General features: G+C 46.1%; 17 protein-coding genes and 1 tRNA gene. 8 read left to right on the top strand and 10 right to left on the bottom strand.

Annotated elements, in window-relative coordinates:
• Positions 1–330: 330 nt before the first annotated feature.
• The 9 genes from IM477_RS07725 to IM477_RS07765 form a co-directional block, all read right to left on the bottom strand.
• Positions 331–666, bottom strand: a complete 336-nt coding sequence (locus IM477_RS07725) for a ribulose bisphosphate carboxylase small subunit (RefSeq protein WP_002741682.1) — start codon at positions 664–666, stop codon at positions 331–333.
• 15 nt (positions 667–681) lie between these two features.
• Positions 682–1,080, bottom strand: a complete 399-nt coding sequence (rcbX, locus tag IM477_RS07730; protein WP_002732424.1) for a RuBisCO chaperone RbcX — start codon at positions 1,078–1,080, stop codon at positions 682–684.
• A gap of 130 nt (positions 1,081–1,210) precedes the next feature.
• A complete protein-coding gene (locus IM477_RS07735; protein WP_002753365.1) occupies positions 1,211–2,626 on the bottom strand; it encodes a form I ribulose bisphosphate carboxylase large subunit in 1,416 nt (471 codons plus the stop codon).
• A 551-nt stretch (positions 2,627–3,177) separates the two neighbouring features.
• Positions 3,178–3,840: a beta-carboxysome scaffolding protein CcmN gene (gene ccmN / locus IM477_RS07740; RefSeq protein WP_287731223.1), complete on the bottom strand. Its 663-nt coding sequence runs from the start codon at positions 3,838–3,840 to the stop codon at positions 3,178–3,180.
• A gap of 131 nt (positions 3,841–3,971) precedes the next feature.
• Positions 3,972–5,930 (bottom strand): RuBisCO small subunit-like domain-containing protein, encoded by a 1,959-nt coding sequence (locus tag IM477_RS07745; RefSeq protein ID WP_287731224.1) that lies wholly within the window; start codon positions 5,928–5,930, stop codon positions 3,972–3,974.
• Positions 5,931–6,000: 70 nt separating this feature from the next.
• Positions 6,001–6,312 (bottom strand): beta-carboxysome shell vertex protein CcmL, encoded by a 312-nt coding sequence (ccmL, locus tag IM477_RS07750; RefSeq protein WP_002759323.1) that lies wholly within the window; start codon positions 6,310–6,312, stop codon positions 6,001–6,003.
• A 32-nt stretch (positions 6,313–6,344) separates the two neighbouring features.
• The gene (locus IM477_RS07755; protein ID WP_002733426.1) at positions 6,345–6,686 is read right to left on the bottom strand and encodes a carbon dioxide-concentrating mechanism protein CcmK; all 342 of its coding nucleotides are present in this window, start codon (positions 6,684–6,686) and stop codon (positions 6,345–6,347) included.
• A gap of 66 nt (positions 6,687–6,752) precedes the next feature.
• Positions 6,753–7,064: a carbon dioxide-concentrating mechanism protein CcmK gene (locus tag IM477_RS07760; protein WP_002734613.1), complete on the bottom strand. Its 312-nt coding sequence runs from the start codon at positions 7,062–7,064 to the stop codon at positions 6,753–6,755.
• A gap of 619 nt (positions 7,065–7,683) precedes the next feature.
• A complete protein-coding gene (locus IM477_RS07765) occupies positions 7,684–7,968 on the bottom strand; it encodes a Nif11-like leader peptide family natural product precursor (protein WP_002759324.1) in 285 nt (94 codons plus the stop codon).
• 324 nt (positions 7,969–8,292) lie between these two features.
• Here IM477_RS07765 and miaB point away from each other — a divergent pair, with 324 nt between their 5' ends.
• Positions 8,293–9,633, top strand: a complete 1,341-nt coding sequence (gene miaB, locus IM477_RS07770; protein ID WP_287731226.1) for a tRNA (N6-isopentenyl adenosine(37)-C2)-methylthiotransferase MiaB — start codon at positions 8,293–8,295, stop codon at positions 9,631–9,633.
• A 64-nt stretch (positions 9,634–9,697) separates the two neighbouring features.
• The gene (locus tag IM477_RS07775; RefSeq protein ID WP_287731228.1) at positions 9,698–10,084 is read left to right on the top strand and encodes a C6orf136 family protein; all 387 of its coding nucleotides are present in this window, start codon (positions 9,698–9,700) and stop codon (positions 10,082–10,084) included.
• 9 nt (positions 10,085–10,093) lie between these two features.
• On the opposite strand, the gene IM477_RS07780 is transcribed toward IM477_RS07775, so the two are convergent.
• Positions 10,094–11,506, bottom strand: coding sequence for a slr1306 family protein (locus tag IM477_RS07780; protein ID WP_287731229.1), 1,413 nt, complete (start codon positions 11,504–11,506; stop codon positions 10,094–10,096).
• 177 nt (positions 11,507–11,683) lie between these two features.
• Here IM477_RS07780 and rpmG point away from each other — a divergent pair, with 177 nt between their 5' ends.
• The 6 genes from rpmG to IM477_RS07810 all read left to right on the top strand — a co-directional run bounded on the left by rpmG (position 11,684) and on the right by IM477_RS07810 (position 16,642).
• Positions 11,684–11,878 (top strand): 50S ribosomal protein L33, encoded by a 195-nt coding sequence (gene rpmG, locus IM477_RS07785; protein ID WP_002734724.1) that lies wholly within the window; start codon positions 11,684–11,686, stop codon positions 11,876–11,878.
• Positions 11,879–11,918: 40 nt separating this feature from the next.
• A complete protein-coding gene (gene rpsR / locus IM477_RS07790; protein ID WP_002770735.1) occupies positions 11,919–12,134 on the top strand; it encodes a 30S ribosomal protein S18 in 216 nt (71 codons plus the stop codon).
• A 470-nt stretch (positions 12,135–12,604) separates the two neighbouring features.
• Complete coding sequence (locus IM477_RS07795) at positions 12,605–14,833, top strand: sensor histidine kinase (RefSeq protein WP_287731230.1); 2,229 nt, start codon at positions 12,605–12,607, stop codon at positions 14,831–14,833.
• 77 nt (positions 14,834–14,910) lie between these two features.
• Positions 14,911–14,983 (top strand) — tRNA-Phe (locus IM477_RS07800).
• Positions 14,984–15,297: 314 nt separating this feature from the next.
• Positions 15,298–16,041, top strand: coding sequence for a HEAT repeat domain-containing protein (locus tag IM477_RS07805; RefSeq protein ID WP_287731231.1), 744 nt, complete (start codon positions 15,298–15,300; stop codon positions 16,039–16,041).
• Complete coding sequence (locus IM477_RS07810; RefSeq protein WP_190722355.1) at positions 16,025–16,642, top strand: flavin prenyltransferase UbiX; 618 nt, start codon at positions 16,025–16,027, stop codon at positions 16,640–16,642. The genes IM477_RS07805 and IM477_RS07810 overlap by 17 nt, the downstream gene beginning before the upstream one ends.
• Positions 16,643–16,700 lie beyond the last annotated feature (58 nt).

Genomic DNA, 16,700 nt, shown 5'->3' on the forward strand with positions numbered 1-16,700 from the left:
GTCAGCGATTCCCTCTGTAGCCATGTTTTAGATGGTTTTCTGCCCCGAAACAAGCTACAATGGTCGAAAGGTCAAATTTGTAAATTTTTGCCTCAAACCCTATCTGCGTAAGGACTTCAGGAGTTTGTGTCCAGTAGTCCATTAGTATTATATTGCTTTAACTCAGGCTCTGTAAGACTTTTAGCCATAGCTAGTATGTTTATACGGGGGAAGTTCAGTCATAGTATTTCTAGCTCGGATTCACTCTTGCTAAAAATTCTACCAGACAAATAGAAAAAAAGGGAGGTCTAAGAACCCCCCTCAACAGTTAATAATTAGATGACAACCAAATTAGTAGCGGCCAGCATTGGGTTTATGAACAATAAAGCTCATGGTTTGACATTGTTTGATGTTGTCAAAAGCGATAACGCGGATGTAGCAATCAGAATACTCGGTGCGGCACTCGCGAACTTCATTAAGAACTTCTTGGGGACCAGAAACAGAGAATAAAGGCAGTTTCCACATCGTCCAATGATAATCCGCGGGTTTGGGATCTTTTTCAAATTCCACAGCAGGAATATAACCCTGATCGATCATGTATTGAATTTGTTTAGCAATTTGTTGATCGGTGAGGGGGGGCAAGTAGGAGAGAGTTTCGTAACGCTTCTCTTTAGGTAAAGTTTTCATGTGTTTCTTGATTCCTTATGGGTTGGGTAGATCATCAACATCGAGATTTAATTCCGATGTCTCTGGTTGACTTATAGCAGTACGGGTGAGACGTTCCAAAAGTTGCCGACGATGTTCGGTATTGTCATTAATAATTCCCGTTTTTACCATCTCTGGCAAGAACTCTAAAACCTGTTCGGCTAAATGTTCTCTTACCGTCATGATCCGCAAAACTAACTCTTTATTCTCAGTCATCAACCCCGCAATATAGGCCTCGCCATCCTGAATGGAATGGCTAGAAGTATAGTGACTCAGCCAAATAGCCAAAGTCGGATTAGTTTCTGACAATTGATCGATAATCGTGCGAACCGCTTGGTAAGTTAGGTAACTTTGTAAGACTTTCGCGGTATCTTGAACAACTTTTTTCGGATACATTTTATACAGTTTTCAGTTATTGGCTAGACAGTTATCAGTGTTGAAATTCTAGCGACTGCTTGCCGATTTTGGGCAAGTCCCCGGCATTATTTTCCACCGATAACTGCTAACAACCTTCTGAATGGCTGTATTAGAGGGTATCCATAGCCTCGAACTCGAATTTGATTTCTTTCCAGAGTTCGCAAGCGGCAGCCAGTTCAGGACTCCAACGGCAAGCTTCCCGGATAACGTCGTTACCTTCGCGGGCCAAGGAGCGACCTTCGTTACGAGCTTGGATACAAGCTTCCAGAGCCACACGGTTAGCGGTGGCACCCGGTGCGTTACCCCAGGGGTGGCCGAGGGTTCCACCACCGAACTGTAAGCAGGAATCGTCACCGAAGATTTCCACCAGCGCGGGCATATGCCAAACGTGGATACCACCAGAAGCAACCGGCATTACCCCGGGTAAGGAAGCGTAGTCTTGGGTGAAGAAAATACCACGAGCGCGATCTTCTTCTACATAGTCTTCACGCATCAGGTCAACAAAACCCATCGTGATTCCGCGTTCACCTTCGAGTTTACCGACAACGGTTCCCGAGTGCAGGTGATCACCACCAGAGAGACGTAAGCACTTAGCTAAAACGCGGAAGTGGATACCATGATTTTTCTGACGGTCGATAACCGCGTGCATTGCCCGGTGAATGTGGAGCAGTAACCCTTTGTCGCGGCAGAATTTCGCCAGGGTGGTGTTAGCGGTGAAACCACCGGTGAGGTAGTCGTGCATGATGATGGGGGTTTTGATTTCGGCGGCGAATTCAGCCCGTTGCATCATCTGCTCGCAGGTAGGAGCGGTTACGTTTAAGTAATGTCCTTTAACTTCGTTGGTTTCTGCTTGGGATTTAACGATCGCCTCTTGTACGAAAAGGAAACGATCGCGCCAACGCATGAAGGGTTGAGAGTTAATATTTTCGTCGTCTTTGGTGAAGTCTAAACCACCGCGGAGACATTCATAAACGGCACGACCATAGTTTTTAGCGGAAAGGCCGAGTTTGGGTTTGATGGTGCAACCGAGTAGGGGGCGACCATATTTGTTTAATTTGTCCCGTTCAACGGTGATACCGTGGGGAGGACCTTGGAAGGTTTTGATTAAAGCGACGGGGAAACGGATATCTTCTAAACGGAGACCGCGTAGAGCTTTGAAACCGAAAACGTTACCAACGATCGAGGTGAGGATGTTGGTGACGGAACCTTCTTCAAATAGATCTAAAGGATAGGCAACGAAACAGAAGAATTGGTTATCTTCGTTGGGTACGGGTTCGATATCATAACAACGGCCTTTATAGCGATCGAGGTCGGTTAAGTTATCGGTCCAAACGGTGGTCCAGGTACCTGTGGAAGATTCCGCCGCTACTGCCGCACCTGCTTCTTCCGGAGGAACTCCGGGTTGGGGTGTCACCCGGAAGCAAGCTAGTAGATCGGTATCTTTGGGGGTGTAGTCGGGGGTGTAGTAGGTCAGTCGGTAGTCTTTTACGCCGGCCTGGAAACCTTTGGATTTGGCTTGCACCATTGGGATTATTCCTCCATAAACTGCATGATTAGTCGCACCTGTAAAATCTCGCCGTCAACCGACATAGATTTTTCTTAAGCTCCTTTCCCCTGCTGCCAGGAGCGAAGTTAGGGAGCAATTTTCACTAATGTTTTTTTCAACTGATCATCTTAACATGAACTTTATCCTATTCTGATCATTTTTTTTCCCTATCTCTAAAATTTTGATTGTTTTTTTTTCTCGGGGGGATTAGTTTCTTTAATCTGTCGTCATCTAACTTTGACAATCTCTACAAAAGCATAAAAAAATCAACAAAAATTTACCTGATTGACACACAGAAACTTCTGCTCATCAGGCTTTGAGCGATTAAAACTACTTCTTAATTGAGGAAGATTATCAATAATTACAACCTCAAAAAATTGTCGGCAATCGCTAAATATTAACTGGATTTCTAAGCAATTATACCCAGTACCTAGAGGACAGTTAGACAGCAGTGAACTCTAGATAAATTAGGTCTAATTACTCAGTAATTATTGTTGAGATTTTTGGCTTGTGAACGATTATTTTCCCCTTCAAGAATTATGGTTATTGTTGCCATTAAAACGATGACGTTCTGGAAATAGCGTGACCAATAACTGATTGATATAGACCTTTCCGACCACCGATGCTTGATTCGGTCGGTTAGTAGTAGATGCTTGTTCTCTGGTTTCCGCGGGACTGGCCTCGGCGACCATTTCCTCGCCATCCCAAGGACTGGCCACGGTTTCGGCGACCACTTCCTCCACGGACGGCACTGGGGACACTTGACTGACTACGGGTTGCGGTTCCGGTAAAGGGGGTCTTTCCGGTTCCGATGGGGTCGCTGACACCTCGATGGTAATTTGACGGGAAGTATCTCCGATCAGGGAACCAGACGGCACGATCGACATCGCTGCCACAGAAGCATTAAAAATCGTTGTGGTTGACCCAATACAGGCATTTTCACCGATTTCACCCCGACCGACGACCAGAACACCTGTACCTAAAATTGCTCCCGCACCGATAGCAATAACACCCTGATAGGCGGTTAAAATTGTTCCCATACCCAGGCAAGCACCCGCACCGATAATTATTTGGCTATTGGGGGCTGCTCGGAGAATCACCCCCGGAGCCACGATCGCACTCTCATCAATGGTTACATCACCATTGACATAGAATTCCGAGCGGCTAATAGGTTGAACGGGGGGTAAGGACATAATTGACAGTGATCCAGTTATCAGTGATCAGTTACCAGGGGTTAGGGGGTAGGGGTTAGAGTTTCGGGTATTTTTCCCGATCCGCCAACACCTAACACCTATCTCCCTTCACCGATCGCCGAGTCCTGAAATTAAGGGCGTTGAATAATCGATTCGAGAACACGGCGTTTCGCTTGGGAGTCAATCCCGATCAGACGAACGTATTCTCCTTGATGGTCGCGCAGACAGGTTTCTAAAGCGGCCACCACATCGGATTCGCGACTGCTCTCGATCGGGGTGCAGCTTTGCCAAGAACTGGTTTTAAAACGACGTTTATCCGCGTGTTCACTGCCAATTTTGTGACCTTGGTTCAATAAAGAACGAATCTGAGCGATCGTTTCCGCCGTTAAGGTACTGGTTAAAGTGGCAGTACCGCCGCCGGAGGAACCGGAAGCATAGCTTTTGAAACTCGGTTCAGCAACGGTGGCGGTTTTACCGTTGCCATTACTAGCCACCGAACCATCGGGGCGCTGGATCACTGTTTCTAAAACTCGTTTTTTGGCTTTAGCATCGATACCGAGTAAGCGGACGTATTCGCCGCTATGTTCCCGTAAACAATCTTCCAAAGCAGTAATTACCTCCGATTCGCGATTGCTTTCGATCGGGGCGCAACTCTGCCAAGAACTGGTTTTAAACCGGCGTTTATCCGCGTGTTCGGTGCCGATTTTGTAGCCTTGGGCGAGCAGGGAACGAATTTGAGCGATCGTTTCCCCACTTAAGCTACCACTGCTGCTATGACTGGCTCCGTTACTAGCGGGGGCGCTGTAGCTGCTGGCTTTGCCGCTGCCGTTACTAGCGGGGGCGCTGCCGGGGCGGTGAATAATCATTTCGACGACGCGTTTTTTCGCTTGCGGGTCGATCCCGATCAGGCGGACGTACTCATCGCTATTTTCAGTCACGATCGCTTCAATATCGCGAATGATGCCCGCTTCGCTCTTGGTTTCGATCGCAGGTCCAGTTAACCAAGAACTGGTTTTAAAACGGCGTTTATCCGCGTGTTCGGTGGCGATTTTCAGTCCTTGGGCCAGCAGGGAACGCACTTGTACGGACAGGTCCGAATGGCCGTTACCGTTGCCATGACCGCCGTGGACGGCGGTGGTGGTGCGGGCCGGTTCTCCCGGGGTGTCTTCGGGGCGTTGGATAATCATTTCCAGTATGCGCCGTTTAGCGGCGGGATCGACTCCGATCAGGCGGACGTATTCGCCTTGCAGGTCTCTCAGGGAGGCTTCTAGGGATTGGGATACCTGTTCTTCGCGGCCGCCGTCGATAAAGCCGGCACTTAACCAAGAACTGGTTTTAAAGCGGCGTTTGTCAGCGTATTCGATGCCGATCTTGTAGCCTTGGGAGAGGAGGGAGCGAACCTGCGCTCGAATGTTTGTATTTAAACTCATAGGTGTCACCGAATTTCTATATAGCGTCTCATTAGCGATGTTTATAGCGGCTGCCGGTGGAGGAGTCGCTGGGCTGTGGGCTTTGACCGGGACGCTGGGGGCGAGGTCGATATCGACAATGTGACGGGTGAAGGCTCGATCGATTTCTGTGACATCGGGTAAGCGGTCGGCCTGTTGTTGGCTGGTGATCACGGAACCGGATGGCACGAATTTCCCGGCGGGGATTTCCACGTCTTGAACGAGGGCGTGCATCATGACGATGCAATCGGCCCCGATGCGGGCATTAAAGACGGTGGAGCGAAAACCGATAAAACAGCGATCGCCCACATAGGCAGGCCCGTGAATGAGTGCCATGTGGGTGATACAGCTGCCCCGGCCGATCCACACCGAATATTCTCGGCCGTCATCTCCCACCACACGGCTTTTTTCTAAACCGTGGATGATTGCTCCGTCCTGAATTTTGCTGTCGTCGCCAATGTAAAAGGGGGTTCCTTCATCGGCGCGGATGGAAGTCCCCGGAGCAATCACCACTCGCGCCCCGATCTCGATAGCGCCACTGAGGTTAGAGAAGGTGTGGACTTTGGCACTCTCGTCTATGTGCGTTTCCTCTGGGGATTTGGTCCGCTTTTTCGGACTAGCCGCCGTTGTGCGGACGACCATAGTTAGTCTTCCTCCATACTGAATTTGGCTGGCTGGTTGTTACTTAACTGTGTTTGGGTTCTATCGATGTTTAACCGGATTGACGAAATTCGTCCCTCTTGCTGTAGAGGGTGCGATTTTCTACGGTTATAGTGTCAATAATCCCCACCACCATCGCGTCAAGGGGGCGATTGTTCTGTCCGTCTTCGATACGGGCGGCTCCTCCCCGGGACACTAGCACCCATTCATTAATCCCCGCTCCGACAATATCACCCGCTACTTCGTATTTAGGCAAAAGTTGCCCCTGTGCGTCGATGAATTGCAAAAGCAGAAGTTTCACTCCCGTCATACTGCGCGGTTTCAGGGAGCTAACGACGGTGCCGCAAACTTTGGCAATTTGCATGGAATTTGTTTACACTAAAAGTTAGTTGCGCTCTAGATTCGTCTTAAAGGTTGCGGGTTAACACTTTCACGAAACTGTTCCACGGCTTCTGTATAACGGATGGGAAGAACGTATTCGAGGTTTTCGTGGGGACGGGCGATGATGTGGGTCGAGAGGACTTGACCACCCTTAACACGATTAGATGCCGCTTCTGTCCCCGCCGATACGGAGGCCTGTACTTCCGAAACGTCTCCCCGGACGATGACGGTGACGCGACCACTACCAATTTTTTCGTAACCTACTAGGGTTACGCGGGCGGCTTTCACCATGGCATCAGCCGCCTCGACGACGGCCGGGAAACCCAAGGTTTCCACCATGCCCACTGCAATTGACATAATATTTTTGTCTCCTAATGGTTGGCTTTCTTCGACTCTATAGATGCTGACCCCGATCAACGGTGTTTAATAGCTGCGGAATTGCTCTACTTCTTCGGTGTAGCGAATGGGCAGCACGTATTCGAGGTTTTCGTGGGGACGAGCGATGATATGGGTAGATAGCACTTGTCCTCCGTTAACCCGGTTGGCGTTTTCCACTCCAGCGGCCACAGAAGCTTGCACTTCTGAAACGTCTCCCCGGACAATGACTGTGACGCGACCACTACCGATCTTTTCGTAACCCACTAGAGTCACCCTGGCGGCTTTGACCATGGCATCGGCCGCTTCCACAACGGCGGGAAATCCTAGGGTTTCAATCATTCCTACTGCAATTGGCATTTTTTTGTTCCTCGCTTGTCAAGCCAAACTAAACTATTAATTTTGTTAGCGTTATCAATTTTGTTTCAGTCAAATTCTTTCCTTGTTACTTTTCCTGCTCTAGCTCTGGTGGCAGTCGGGATCGTGGCAAGGTGGGTAAGACCATCCTGAATTTTATCTCGATCGTGACCGTTTTCATCCACTAATTTTATTTTCTAGGGCCGGTTGGTAAAAATTTGACGAGTCAGGCAAAATTATCAACCTAAAAAAAGCATAGGAAACTATGACACCTTTGACAATATAAAACATTATGATTATTTCTCATCTTCAGGTTAACGAAAGTTAATCATTCCTTGACTTCGCCCATCAGCCTCAGCAATTCTCAGGAGATTTACCGCTAAAACCTTTGCTATGAGCCGATTTCCGCTTTAAGTTTTCTCTTGGCGGCTTGCTTGTCTCTGCTGGATTTATTGGCAGATAAAAGCCTATTTTCCCTGATTTCGGCTTTTTTATAATTTTTTTATACTATATACGGCTGGGGTGGGGGAGTGGGGAGAAGGGGAGCCTTTTTCAGTGATCAGTAAACAGTGAACAGTAATCAGTGAACTGAAAACTCACATCTGATCACTGATCACTGATTCTAGCGATCGATCTCACCTTCGTAGGGTTGGACACCGATCGAGGGATAATTATCGTGGTTAGGACTGAAAACTTCTAACACTGCATGAGCTAACTTTTGGAAAAAGTCGGGACTCTCGTGCAAGGATTTGAGCGCCGCTTCTAATTCAGGAAGGGAGAAATCGAAGCCTTGCGAGCGAGCTATCTCTAGTAATTGCTGAGGATCTTGGGTTGAGCGCATTTTTTGACCCAATTCTTCGTTTTTAGCGGCTAAGGCGAAAAAGTCGAACACTTGATTTTTAGACATATAAATACTTTTCCTTTGATGATTAAAGGTGTGGCCTCGGCGGCGTGGAGGTTAAACTGCCTAGTATGGTTCATTTTTATCCTACCAGTCAGGAGATATCCTCAAAGCAAAAGTTTCGTTTTTATTTGCTTGTATGGCTGAGTATGCTTTAGGTCTAATTCTGGGGTGTGGGGTGTGGGGAAGTGGGGAGTTTTTTCAGTAATCAGTAATCAGTAATCAGTAATCAGTGAAAGGATGGCGGTTTTTGGCCATCGGGGCAGGCCATAGTCAGAGGATAAATAGCCTAAAATAGAAACCTGCACTATTGTTTCTGTAGCCAGCATCATGAATAAGTCCCCACGTCGTTACCATATCACCACCTTTGGTTGTCAGATGAATAAAGCTGACTCCGAACGCATGGCCGGTATTTTAGAAGATTTGGGGTTTCAATGGTCTGAGGATGCCAACGAAGCCGATTTAATCCTCTACAATACCTGTACAATTCGCGATAATGCCGAACAGAAGGTGTATTCCTATCTCGGTAGACAGGCTAAACGCAAACAAACTCAACCCGATCTTACTTTAATTGTCGCTGGCTGCGTGGCCCAACAGGAAGGGGAACAATTATTAAGACGGGTTCCCGAAGTGGATTTAATTATCGGTCCCCAACACGCAAACCGCTTGGGAGACTTATTACAACAAGTTTTTGACGGTTCCCAGGTGGTGGCCACCGAACCCATCCACATCATGGAAGATATCACCAAACCGCGCCGGGATAGTAATATTACCGCTTGGGTGAACGTCATCTATGGTTGCAATGAACGCTGTACCTATTGTGTGGTTCCGGGGGTGCGCGGGGTGGAACAATCTCGCACTCCTGCGGCAATTCGAGCAGAAATGGCACAATTAGGACAACAGGGTTATCAAGAAATCACCCTTTTAGGTCAAAATATCGATGCCTACGGACGGGATTTACCCGGAGTGACGGCAAGCGGCCGACATCTGCACAATTTCACCGATTTACTCTACTACGTTCACGATGTGGCCGGCCTTGAACGTCTCCGTTTTGCCACCAGTCACCCCCGCTATTTTACCGAACGTTTGATTAAAGCTTGTCAGGAATTACCTAAAGTTTGTGAACATTTTCATATCCCTTTTCAATCGGGGGATAATGATATCCTCAAGGCCATGAAACGGGGCTATACTCAGGAAAAATACCGACAAATTATTGCTAATATTCGCGATTTAATGCCGGATGCTGCCATTAGTGCCGATGCGATTGTCGGATTCCCCGGAGAAACAGAGGCACAGTTCGAGAATACTTTAAAATTAGTCGATGATATCGGTTTTGATCAATTAAATACGGCCGCCTATTCTCCTCGTCCCGGGACTCCGGCCGCTATTTGGGATGATCAATTAAGTGAGCAGGTAAAAAGCGATCGCTTACAAAGATTAAATCATTTAGTGGCCACAAAAGCCGCTGAACGTTCCCAAAGATATTTAGGCAGAATTGAGGAAATTTTAGTGGAAGACGTTAACCCTAAAGATGCTAGTCAAGTTATGGGAAGAACTAGAGGCAATCGCTTAACTTTCTTTACCGGAGATATTGAGGAATTGCGAGGCAAATTTGTTAAGGTTAAAATTACCGAAGTCCGTCCCTTTAGTTTGACGGGAGTGATCTTTTAATAGTTAACAGTTACCCCTCAGCAGCAAAAAAAGGCAATAGCTATCGGGAATAATTTGGTACTTTATGGATATTATCGCTATTTTGCAGCAAGATTATCAAAGATTTCCCCTCGATCAAACCTATGATATTTATGCTGATAACGTTTATTTTCAAGACCCTCTCAATCAATTTCGGGGGATTAAACGCTATCGGGAAATGATTGGTTTTATGAATCAATGGTTCCAAGCTATCAAGATGGATGTCCACGCAATTGAACAGCAGGGAAATATTATTAATACCCGTTGGACATTGCACTGGACAACTCCTTTACCTTGGCGGCCACGCATCGCTATTTCTGGACGCAGTGAATTAACTCTCGATGACAATAATCTGATTATTTCTCATATCGATTATTGGGATTGTTCGCGCTGGGATGTGCTACGTCAGCATTTACCTTTTCCCGGTTCTTAACTACATTTTTTAACCGGAAAATGCCGACCAACGAGCGCTCGTTTGCTTGACAAAATCCTGTAAAAATGCTAAGCGCTGATTTTGTTCCCAGACCTGTTTAACTTTATTCTGCAAACTCGTCCAATTCCAATCATTATTCAGCTGCTCGTTAATTTCCTGTTCTTGGAAATATTCAATTAAACTTAAACCAGCTAAACGAGTTAGATAGGCTGCCCCAATTCCCTGCACTGTACCACCGGCGATATAAGTAATCGCATTTCCCTTGAGAATCGTTCCTAATGCCTGGGTTGTCACTTCTACCATGCCTAATTGTACCATCATCTTCCCTAGGGTAGTCATGGCTGTTTTTGCTTGTTCAAGGGACATTTTTTGTTGATAAATGGCCCCTAAATCCACTAACATTTGAGCGTTAGTAGCTGCCACTAAAACTAAATCTAGGGCCGCAAGAGGATTAGCAAAAGTGGCAGTAGCGGCTATCCATTGGTATTGTTCGATAACAGGTAAAGCCTTTTTGCGTCGGGATTGATTGAGTAATTGTTTGGTTTCCTTTGCTAATTCTAGCGCTTGTCGCCAGATAGTTCCGAGAACTAATTCGGACTTTTCTTGTCTGATAATTTGTTGGAGATGATTATCTAAAGGATCGATAACTACCGTTTGGGGTTCCGTCCATTCCTTGATTTCCCCATTGCTTTGATGTTGACGAACTTTTAGGGGTTCAGGGGCAGCGGCTATGGCTAAAATATGATGAGCAGGAATAGTTTCTTTCAGTCTTTGTTTTAGGGAAAGGAGAATTTCTTCTCTGGTTTCGGCGGGTAAACGATCCTGTTTATTGAGTAACAGGATAACACGCTGGTGCATTCGATCGAATTGCTGGAGGATTTGCCATTCGGAATCGGTTAAATCCCCATTGATAAGATACAAAACTAAGTCGGCTGCCAGGGACTTTTTCTGGTTAGCGGTGGAGTTGAGAGTCAGAAGGGGTTCCGTTTCCAGAAAAGCGATAGATTCTCCAAAGTTGCCGCTTTCTAGTAGTTTTTTTAAGGCAGTTTTACCGGTTTTTCTAGCGCCGGTAATGGCAATTTTCAGGTCTTGGCGACTAAATTCTTGGTTTAATTGGGTTAAACTGGTTTTAAGTGGGGTTAAGTCTTGATTTGGGTCTTCTTTGGCCAGATAATTAATTATCTTCTCGGCCTTGCTAATCGCTTGTTTAACCTTTTCTAGACTCAGGGGAGTGGGGGGGGAAAAATCGATTTTCGAGTTGGGTTTTTGCCAAAACCAGATACCGGCACCAAGGACAAACGCACCTAAAATACCCCAGGAACCGATTTCGCTCAGTTTACTATTGAGAGTTTCCCCCAGGGTTAAAGCGATGGTAATGCCTATCCCCGTCACTAAAATCGGTTTACCCAATCTTACCGTCATTTTTCCTCATCCTCGCCAACTGCTGTGATTATTCTAGCTTTTTTGTGCTGGATTTCATCCCAAGCCAAACTTTTTAGCCGACAATTCCCCGCATTCGCCCCGGCCGCTCTTGCCTAAAAAGCCCCAGATATGTCATAATGATCGATTGCGTGTAAATTTACCCGATCCCCTGTTGTTATGGCTAGTAAAAAAGGCGTTCGCCTGATCATCACTGTAGAATGCACGGAATGCCGCAGTAATCCCGATAAGCGTACCCCCGGCGTTTCTCGCTACACCACCAGCAAAAACCGTCGCAATACCACCGGCAGACTGGAAATCAAGAAATACTGTCCCCACTGCAATAAGCACACCGTCCACAAGGAAATTAAGTAATCATACTTTAGTTAAAAAGTCAAGCAATCTTTACAAATCTATGAGCTACTATCGTAAACGTCTCTCTCCCATCTCCCCTAGTCAACCGATTGACTACAAAGACACCGAACTCCTCCGCAAATTCATCACCGAACGCGGCAAAATTCTGCCTAGACGTATCACCGGTTTAACTTCTAAACAACAGCGAGATTTAACTGAAGCGGTGAAACGGGCCCGTTTAATGGCTTTATTGCCTTTTGTCAACCAAGAAGCCTAAATTCAGTGATCAGTGATCAGTAATCAGTAATCAGTGAAAATAATTGGCTAATTAAAACAGTTATCCTAATGGTGAGGTAGGAAGTTCTCCTTTTGGAGAGCCGGTCGTCGATACCAAATTAGGTTATGCTTCGTCTTGATGAGAAACGCTGTAATTGAACTCTGATAAGTAATAGGACAAAATTAACTTCTTGGTGAGGATAGGCACTCATGCACTTATGGAAGAGGTAGTTAGATATGTTTAATTAATTGTGTCTAGCTACTTAACTTAAAACTTAAACCTGATCACTGATAAGCGATCTCAGTATATTGGGGTTGTTTTCTCGTTTTTGCAAAGAAATATATCGGAATCGGCAGCGGATAGGAAAATTCGTGCGAGAATCTTAAAAAATAATTAAATCGCTCTAGGAGTAGCCAACGATTTTGTGATTATCGATCCAAATCCACCAATTAGCACAATAGGAGGCTCTTATGGAAAAGCAGCCATCAGCAATCGATACCGAGTTAGATGGACAGCTACAAGAGGAGGATTCCGAGCAGTTTCTGCGTAGTATATTTAATTCCGTGCAAGCGTCGATTTTTGTGGTGGACGTGCTGGAAAATAGAGATTTTCGCTATGTGGGGGCCAACCCCGTTCATGAACGCTGGACAGGACTGCGCTCATCAGATATTAAAGGCAAAACTCCCGAACAAATCCTTCCCCCCGATGATGCGCGTAGTGTGCGGCAACACTATAGTGATTGTGTACGTTACGGAACGACTATTTCCTACGAACAGTATTTACCTTTTCAAAATATACCCTACTGGTGGCTAACAACTTTAACACCCCTACGGGATAACAATGCGCGTATCTATCGTTTAGTGGGAACCAGTACCAATATCACCGAACGCAAACAGGCCGAAGAAGCTTTAAGATTACAAGCAGAACGAGAACAACTACTGGGGGTAATGCAGGAAAGAATCCGGCAATCGTTGGATCTTGATCGCATTTTGCAAAGAACTGTTAAAGAAGTGCGACAATTTCTCAACTGCGATCGAGTGTTAATTTATCGTTTATTCCCCGATCATAGTGGCATGATTGTGGTGGAATCCCATACTGCGAGGATTAATTCTGTCTTAGGAAACAGGATACAGGATCCCTGTTTTAATTTATCCCCAGAACGTCTGGAAAATTATCGCCGCGGGAGAATTCAAGTTATTGAAAATGTCCATAATTCGGGACTTGATCCCTGTTATCGCAACTTACTTACTTCTTTGCAAGTACAGGCTAACTTGGTGGTGCCAATTATCTGCGATAACCAACTCTGGGGGTTACTAATTGCCCAAAATTGCCAAAAAACTCGCTCTTGGCAATCCCAAGAAATCGATCTGCTCAAACAATTAGCCATTCAAGTGGGAATTGCCATTCAACAAGCAGAACTGCACCAACGGGTAAAATGCTTGAATACTGCCCTAGAATCGGAGGTTCAGCAAAGAACCGCCGAATTGCAGATGAGTTTGAAGTATGAAGCATTAATCGGACGGATTACCGAAAAAATTCGCGATAGTCTCGATGAAAATCATATTCTGCAAACCACCACTAGGGAATTAGTCCAGGTTTTACCCGTAGAACGCGCCCAAATTGAGCTTTACGATCCCAGTCGCAGCAAAGCCACTATTGTCCACGAATATACCACTCAAGAGCTTATCTGTCAGGGAATTACCCGTCAAATTAGCGATTTTCCCGAAATCTATCAACCGCTGCTGCACAAACAAATTTTACAATTTGTCGATCGTCTTCCCCTTGGTAATCCGCAAATTGGTCGTGTTAACCGTTGTGCTTGTCCCATCTTTGACGATCAGGGTTTTTTGGGCAATCTTTGGCTAATTCGACCAGCTAATCATATTTTTAACTCTTTAGAAACTAATTTGATTCAACATATTGCCACCGAATGTGCGATCGCTATTCGACAGGCGCGACTTTACGAATCGTCCCAAGCACAAGTGAGGGAATTAGAAAAACTGGAAAGATTAAAAAGCGAATTCCTGAAAACCCTTTCCCATGAACTGCGAACCCCGATTACCAGCATTCGTCTAGCGGTGGAAACCCTGGAAAGTCTCCTAGAATATCAAGGGATCGAGATCGATCAACAGGATTCGATCGGTCAACTGTTGCAAATTCTTAACATTGAATCTCAGCGTCAGAGTAAGTTAGTTAATGATCTGTTGACTTTAACCTATCTGGATGCGGAAACCGAACCCCTGGCGATCGAAGCAATCGACTTACTTTCGTGGCTACCCTTATTAGTGGAACCTTTTCGTCATCTCACCCGTGAGCGACAACAGCCGTTAATTTTAGATATAGATGGGGATATACCGGAGATTAACACCAGTCTGTGTCATATCGAGCGCATCATAGCGGAATTACTGACCAATGCTTCTAAATATACTCCGGAGCAGGGAATAATTAGGGTAAATGTCAGGCGTGCGGATGAGCAAATATTAATTAGTGTGAGCAATGGGGGTGTAGAAATCGCCCCAGAGGAATTATCAAGAATATTTGCCCCTTTTTATCGCATTCCTAACCACGATCCCTGGCGCTACAGTGGTACTGGTTTAGGTTTAGCTTTGGTCTGCAAACTGATTAAACCCCTGAATGCCAGCATTGATGTCACCAGTGCCAACGCTGTCACCACTTTTACCCTCACCTTGCCAATCTAGTCGAGCAGAAAACTTTTTAGAAAAAAACCTTGCAATTATTTCGAGGGCGTGCTATGTTGAGAAAGGACAAAAAAAACGCCGAGATAGCTCAGTTGGTAGAGCAGAGGACTGAAAATCCTCGTGTCCGCGGTTCAAATCCGCGTCTTGGCATCGGAAAAACAATAAAATTAGCCCTGTATTTACTTCCTATTCTGCTAGGTTTTGTAAATGTATCCCTTCTCGTCAAGATGAAGTGTAACCTAATTTGGTAAGCTGAAAGCTTTGATGTACTTAGTTTCTAACCTTCTTTTTAGGTAGGAGAATTGCCAGATTCTTTCTTTTGCCTGTTGCCTCTTGCCTCTTGCCTTCAGTTCACTGATTACTGATTGCTGATTACTGATCACTGAAAAGTCTCCCCAACCCGCAACTACTTTTTGATTTTTGGCTTGACGTAAGCGGTCACGGATTAAGATAATCTAACAAGTATGTACGATAATGAAATCCTAGACTCTAGCAACTCCTTAAATAATCCTCTCGATGGGAGCGATCCGGACCTAGCAGCGGAAATCCCCCCCGATCCAGAGGAAATGCTCTCATTGCTTACTTCTGCTCATGTGAGCGAGAGAATGATCGCCGCTCGCGCCTTTTGTGAATTGCGTGACGAAAGAGCGATCGCTCCTTTACTAGAGATGTTAAGCGATGTCTGTCCCCTAGTGCGTGTCAGTGTCGCCTACGCTTTGGGCAGAAATCCCAGTCTTAGCGCCGTGGAGCCTTTAATCGATCTACTGGCCAGAGATTGGAATGGTTACGTCAGAAAAGGGGTAGTTTGGGCCCTAGGTAACTGTGGTGATCGCAGAGCGATCGAGCCTTTGGTTCATGCTCTCAAAACCGATATTTCGGCGGTGCGATTATGGGCCGCCAGTAGTTTGGCCCAGATTGCCAAGGTCAATTATGAAGATATCATCACCGTCTTGCCGCCTTTAATTGAAGGATTGCGCCGAGATTTAATCGCGGCGGTGCGGAGTAATTGCGCTTGGTCGATCGGTCAATTATGCCGAGAATTGCCCTTAAATGTGATTTATGCCACGGCGATCGATGCTTTGATCGAGGCCTTGGTGGAAGATGAGGATTTAGGTGTCAAGGAAGATGCCAGGGGTGCTTTATTAAAAGTGGGCGACCCGAGAGGATTACAATTGATCGAGGAATTAGAGCTTGAAGGAATTATCTAAACCGCTAATTTTGGGCGTTACGGGGGCATCAGGGCTGATTTATGCCGTCCGTACTCTCAAATATCTACTTTTAGCCGACTACACGATCGATCTAGTGGCCTCCAAATCAGCTTACACTGTCTGGCAAGCAGAAGATAATGTGCGGATGCCTCCAGAACCGGAGCTGCAAGAACAATTTTGGCGCGGCCAATGCGGGGTGATGGAAGGGGGAAAACTACGCTGTCATCGTTGGGGTGATGTGGGGGCAACGATCGCCAGTGGTTCCTATCGCACCCTTGGTATGGTAATTATTCCCTGTAGCATGAGTACAGTGGCCAAATTAGCGGGGGGATTAAGTTCCGATTTGCTAGAAAGGGCGGCCGATGTGCAGATGAAGGAGGGCAGAAAATTGGTTTTAGTACCGCGAGAAACCCCCTTTAGTTTAATTCATCTGCGTAATTTAACCACTTTAGCCGAGGCGGGCGTTAGAATTGTGCCGGCAATACCGGCATGGTATCACCATCCCCAATCGATCGAGGATTTGGTAGATTTTGTCATCGCTCGTACCCTCGATCAGTTAGATATCGATTGTGTGGCCATTAATCGCTGGCAAGGACATTAACAGTTATCAGTGATCAGTTATCAGTTATCAGTTATCAGTTATCAGTTATCAGTTATCA

Source organism: Microcystis sp. M090S1 (genome assembly GCF_020246295.1).
GTDB lineage: Bacteria > Cyanobacteriota > Cyanobacteriia > Cyanobacteriales > Microcystaceae > Microcystis > Microcystis aeruginosa.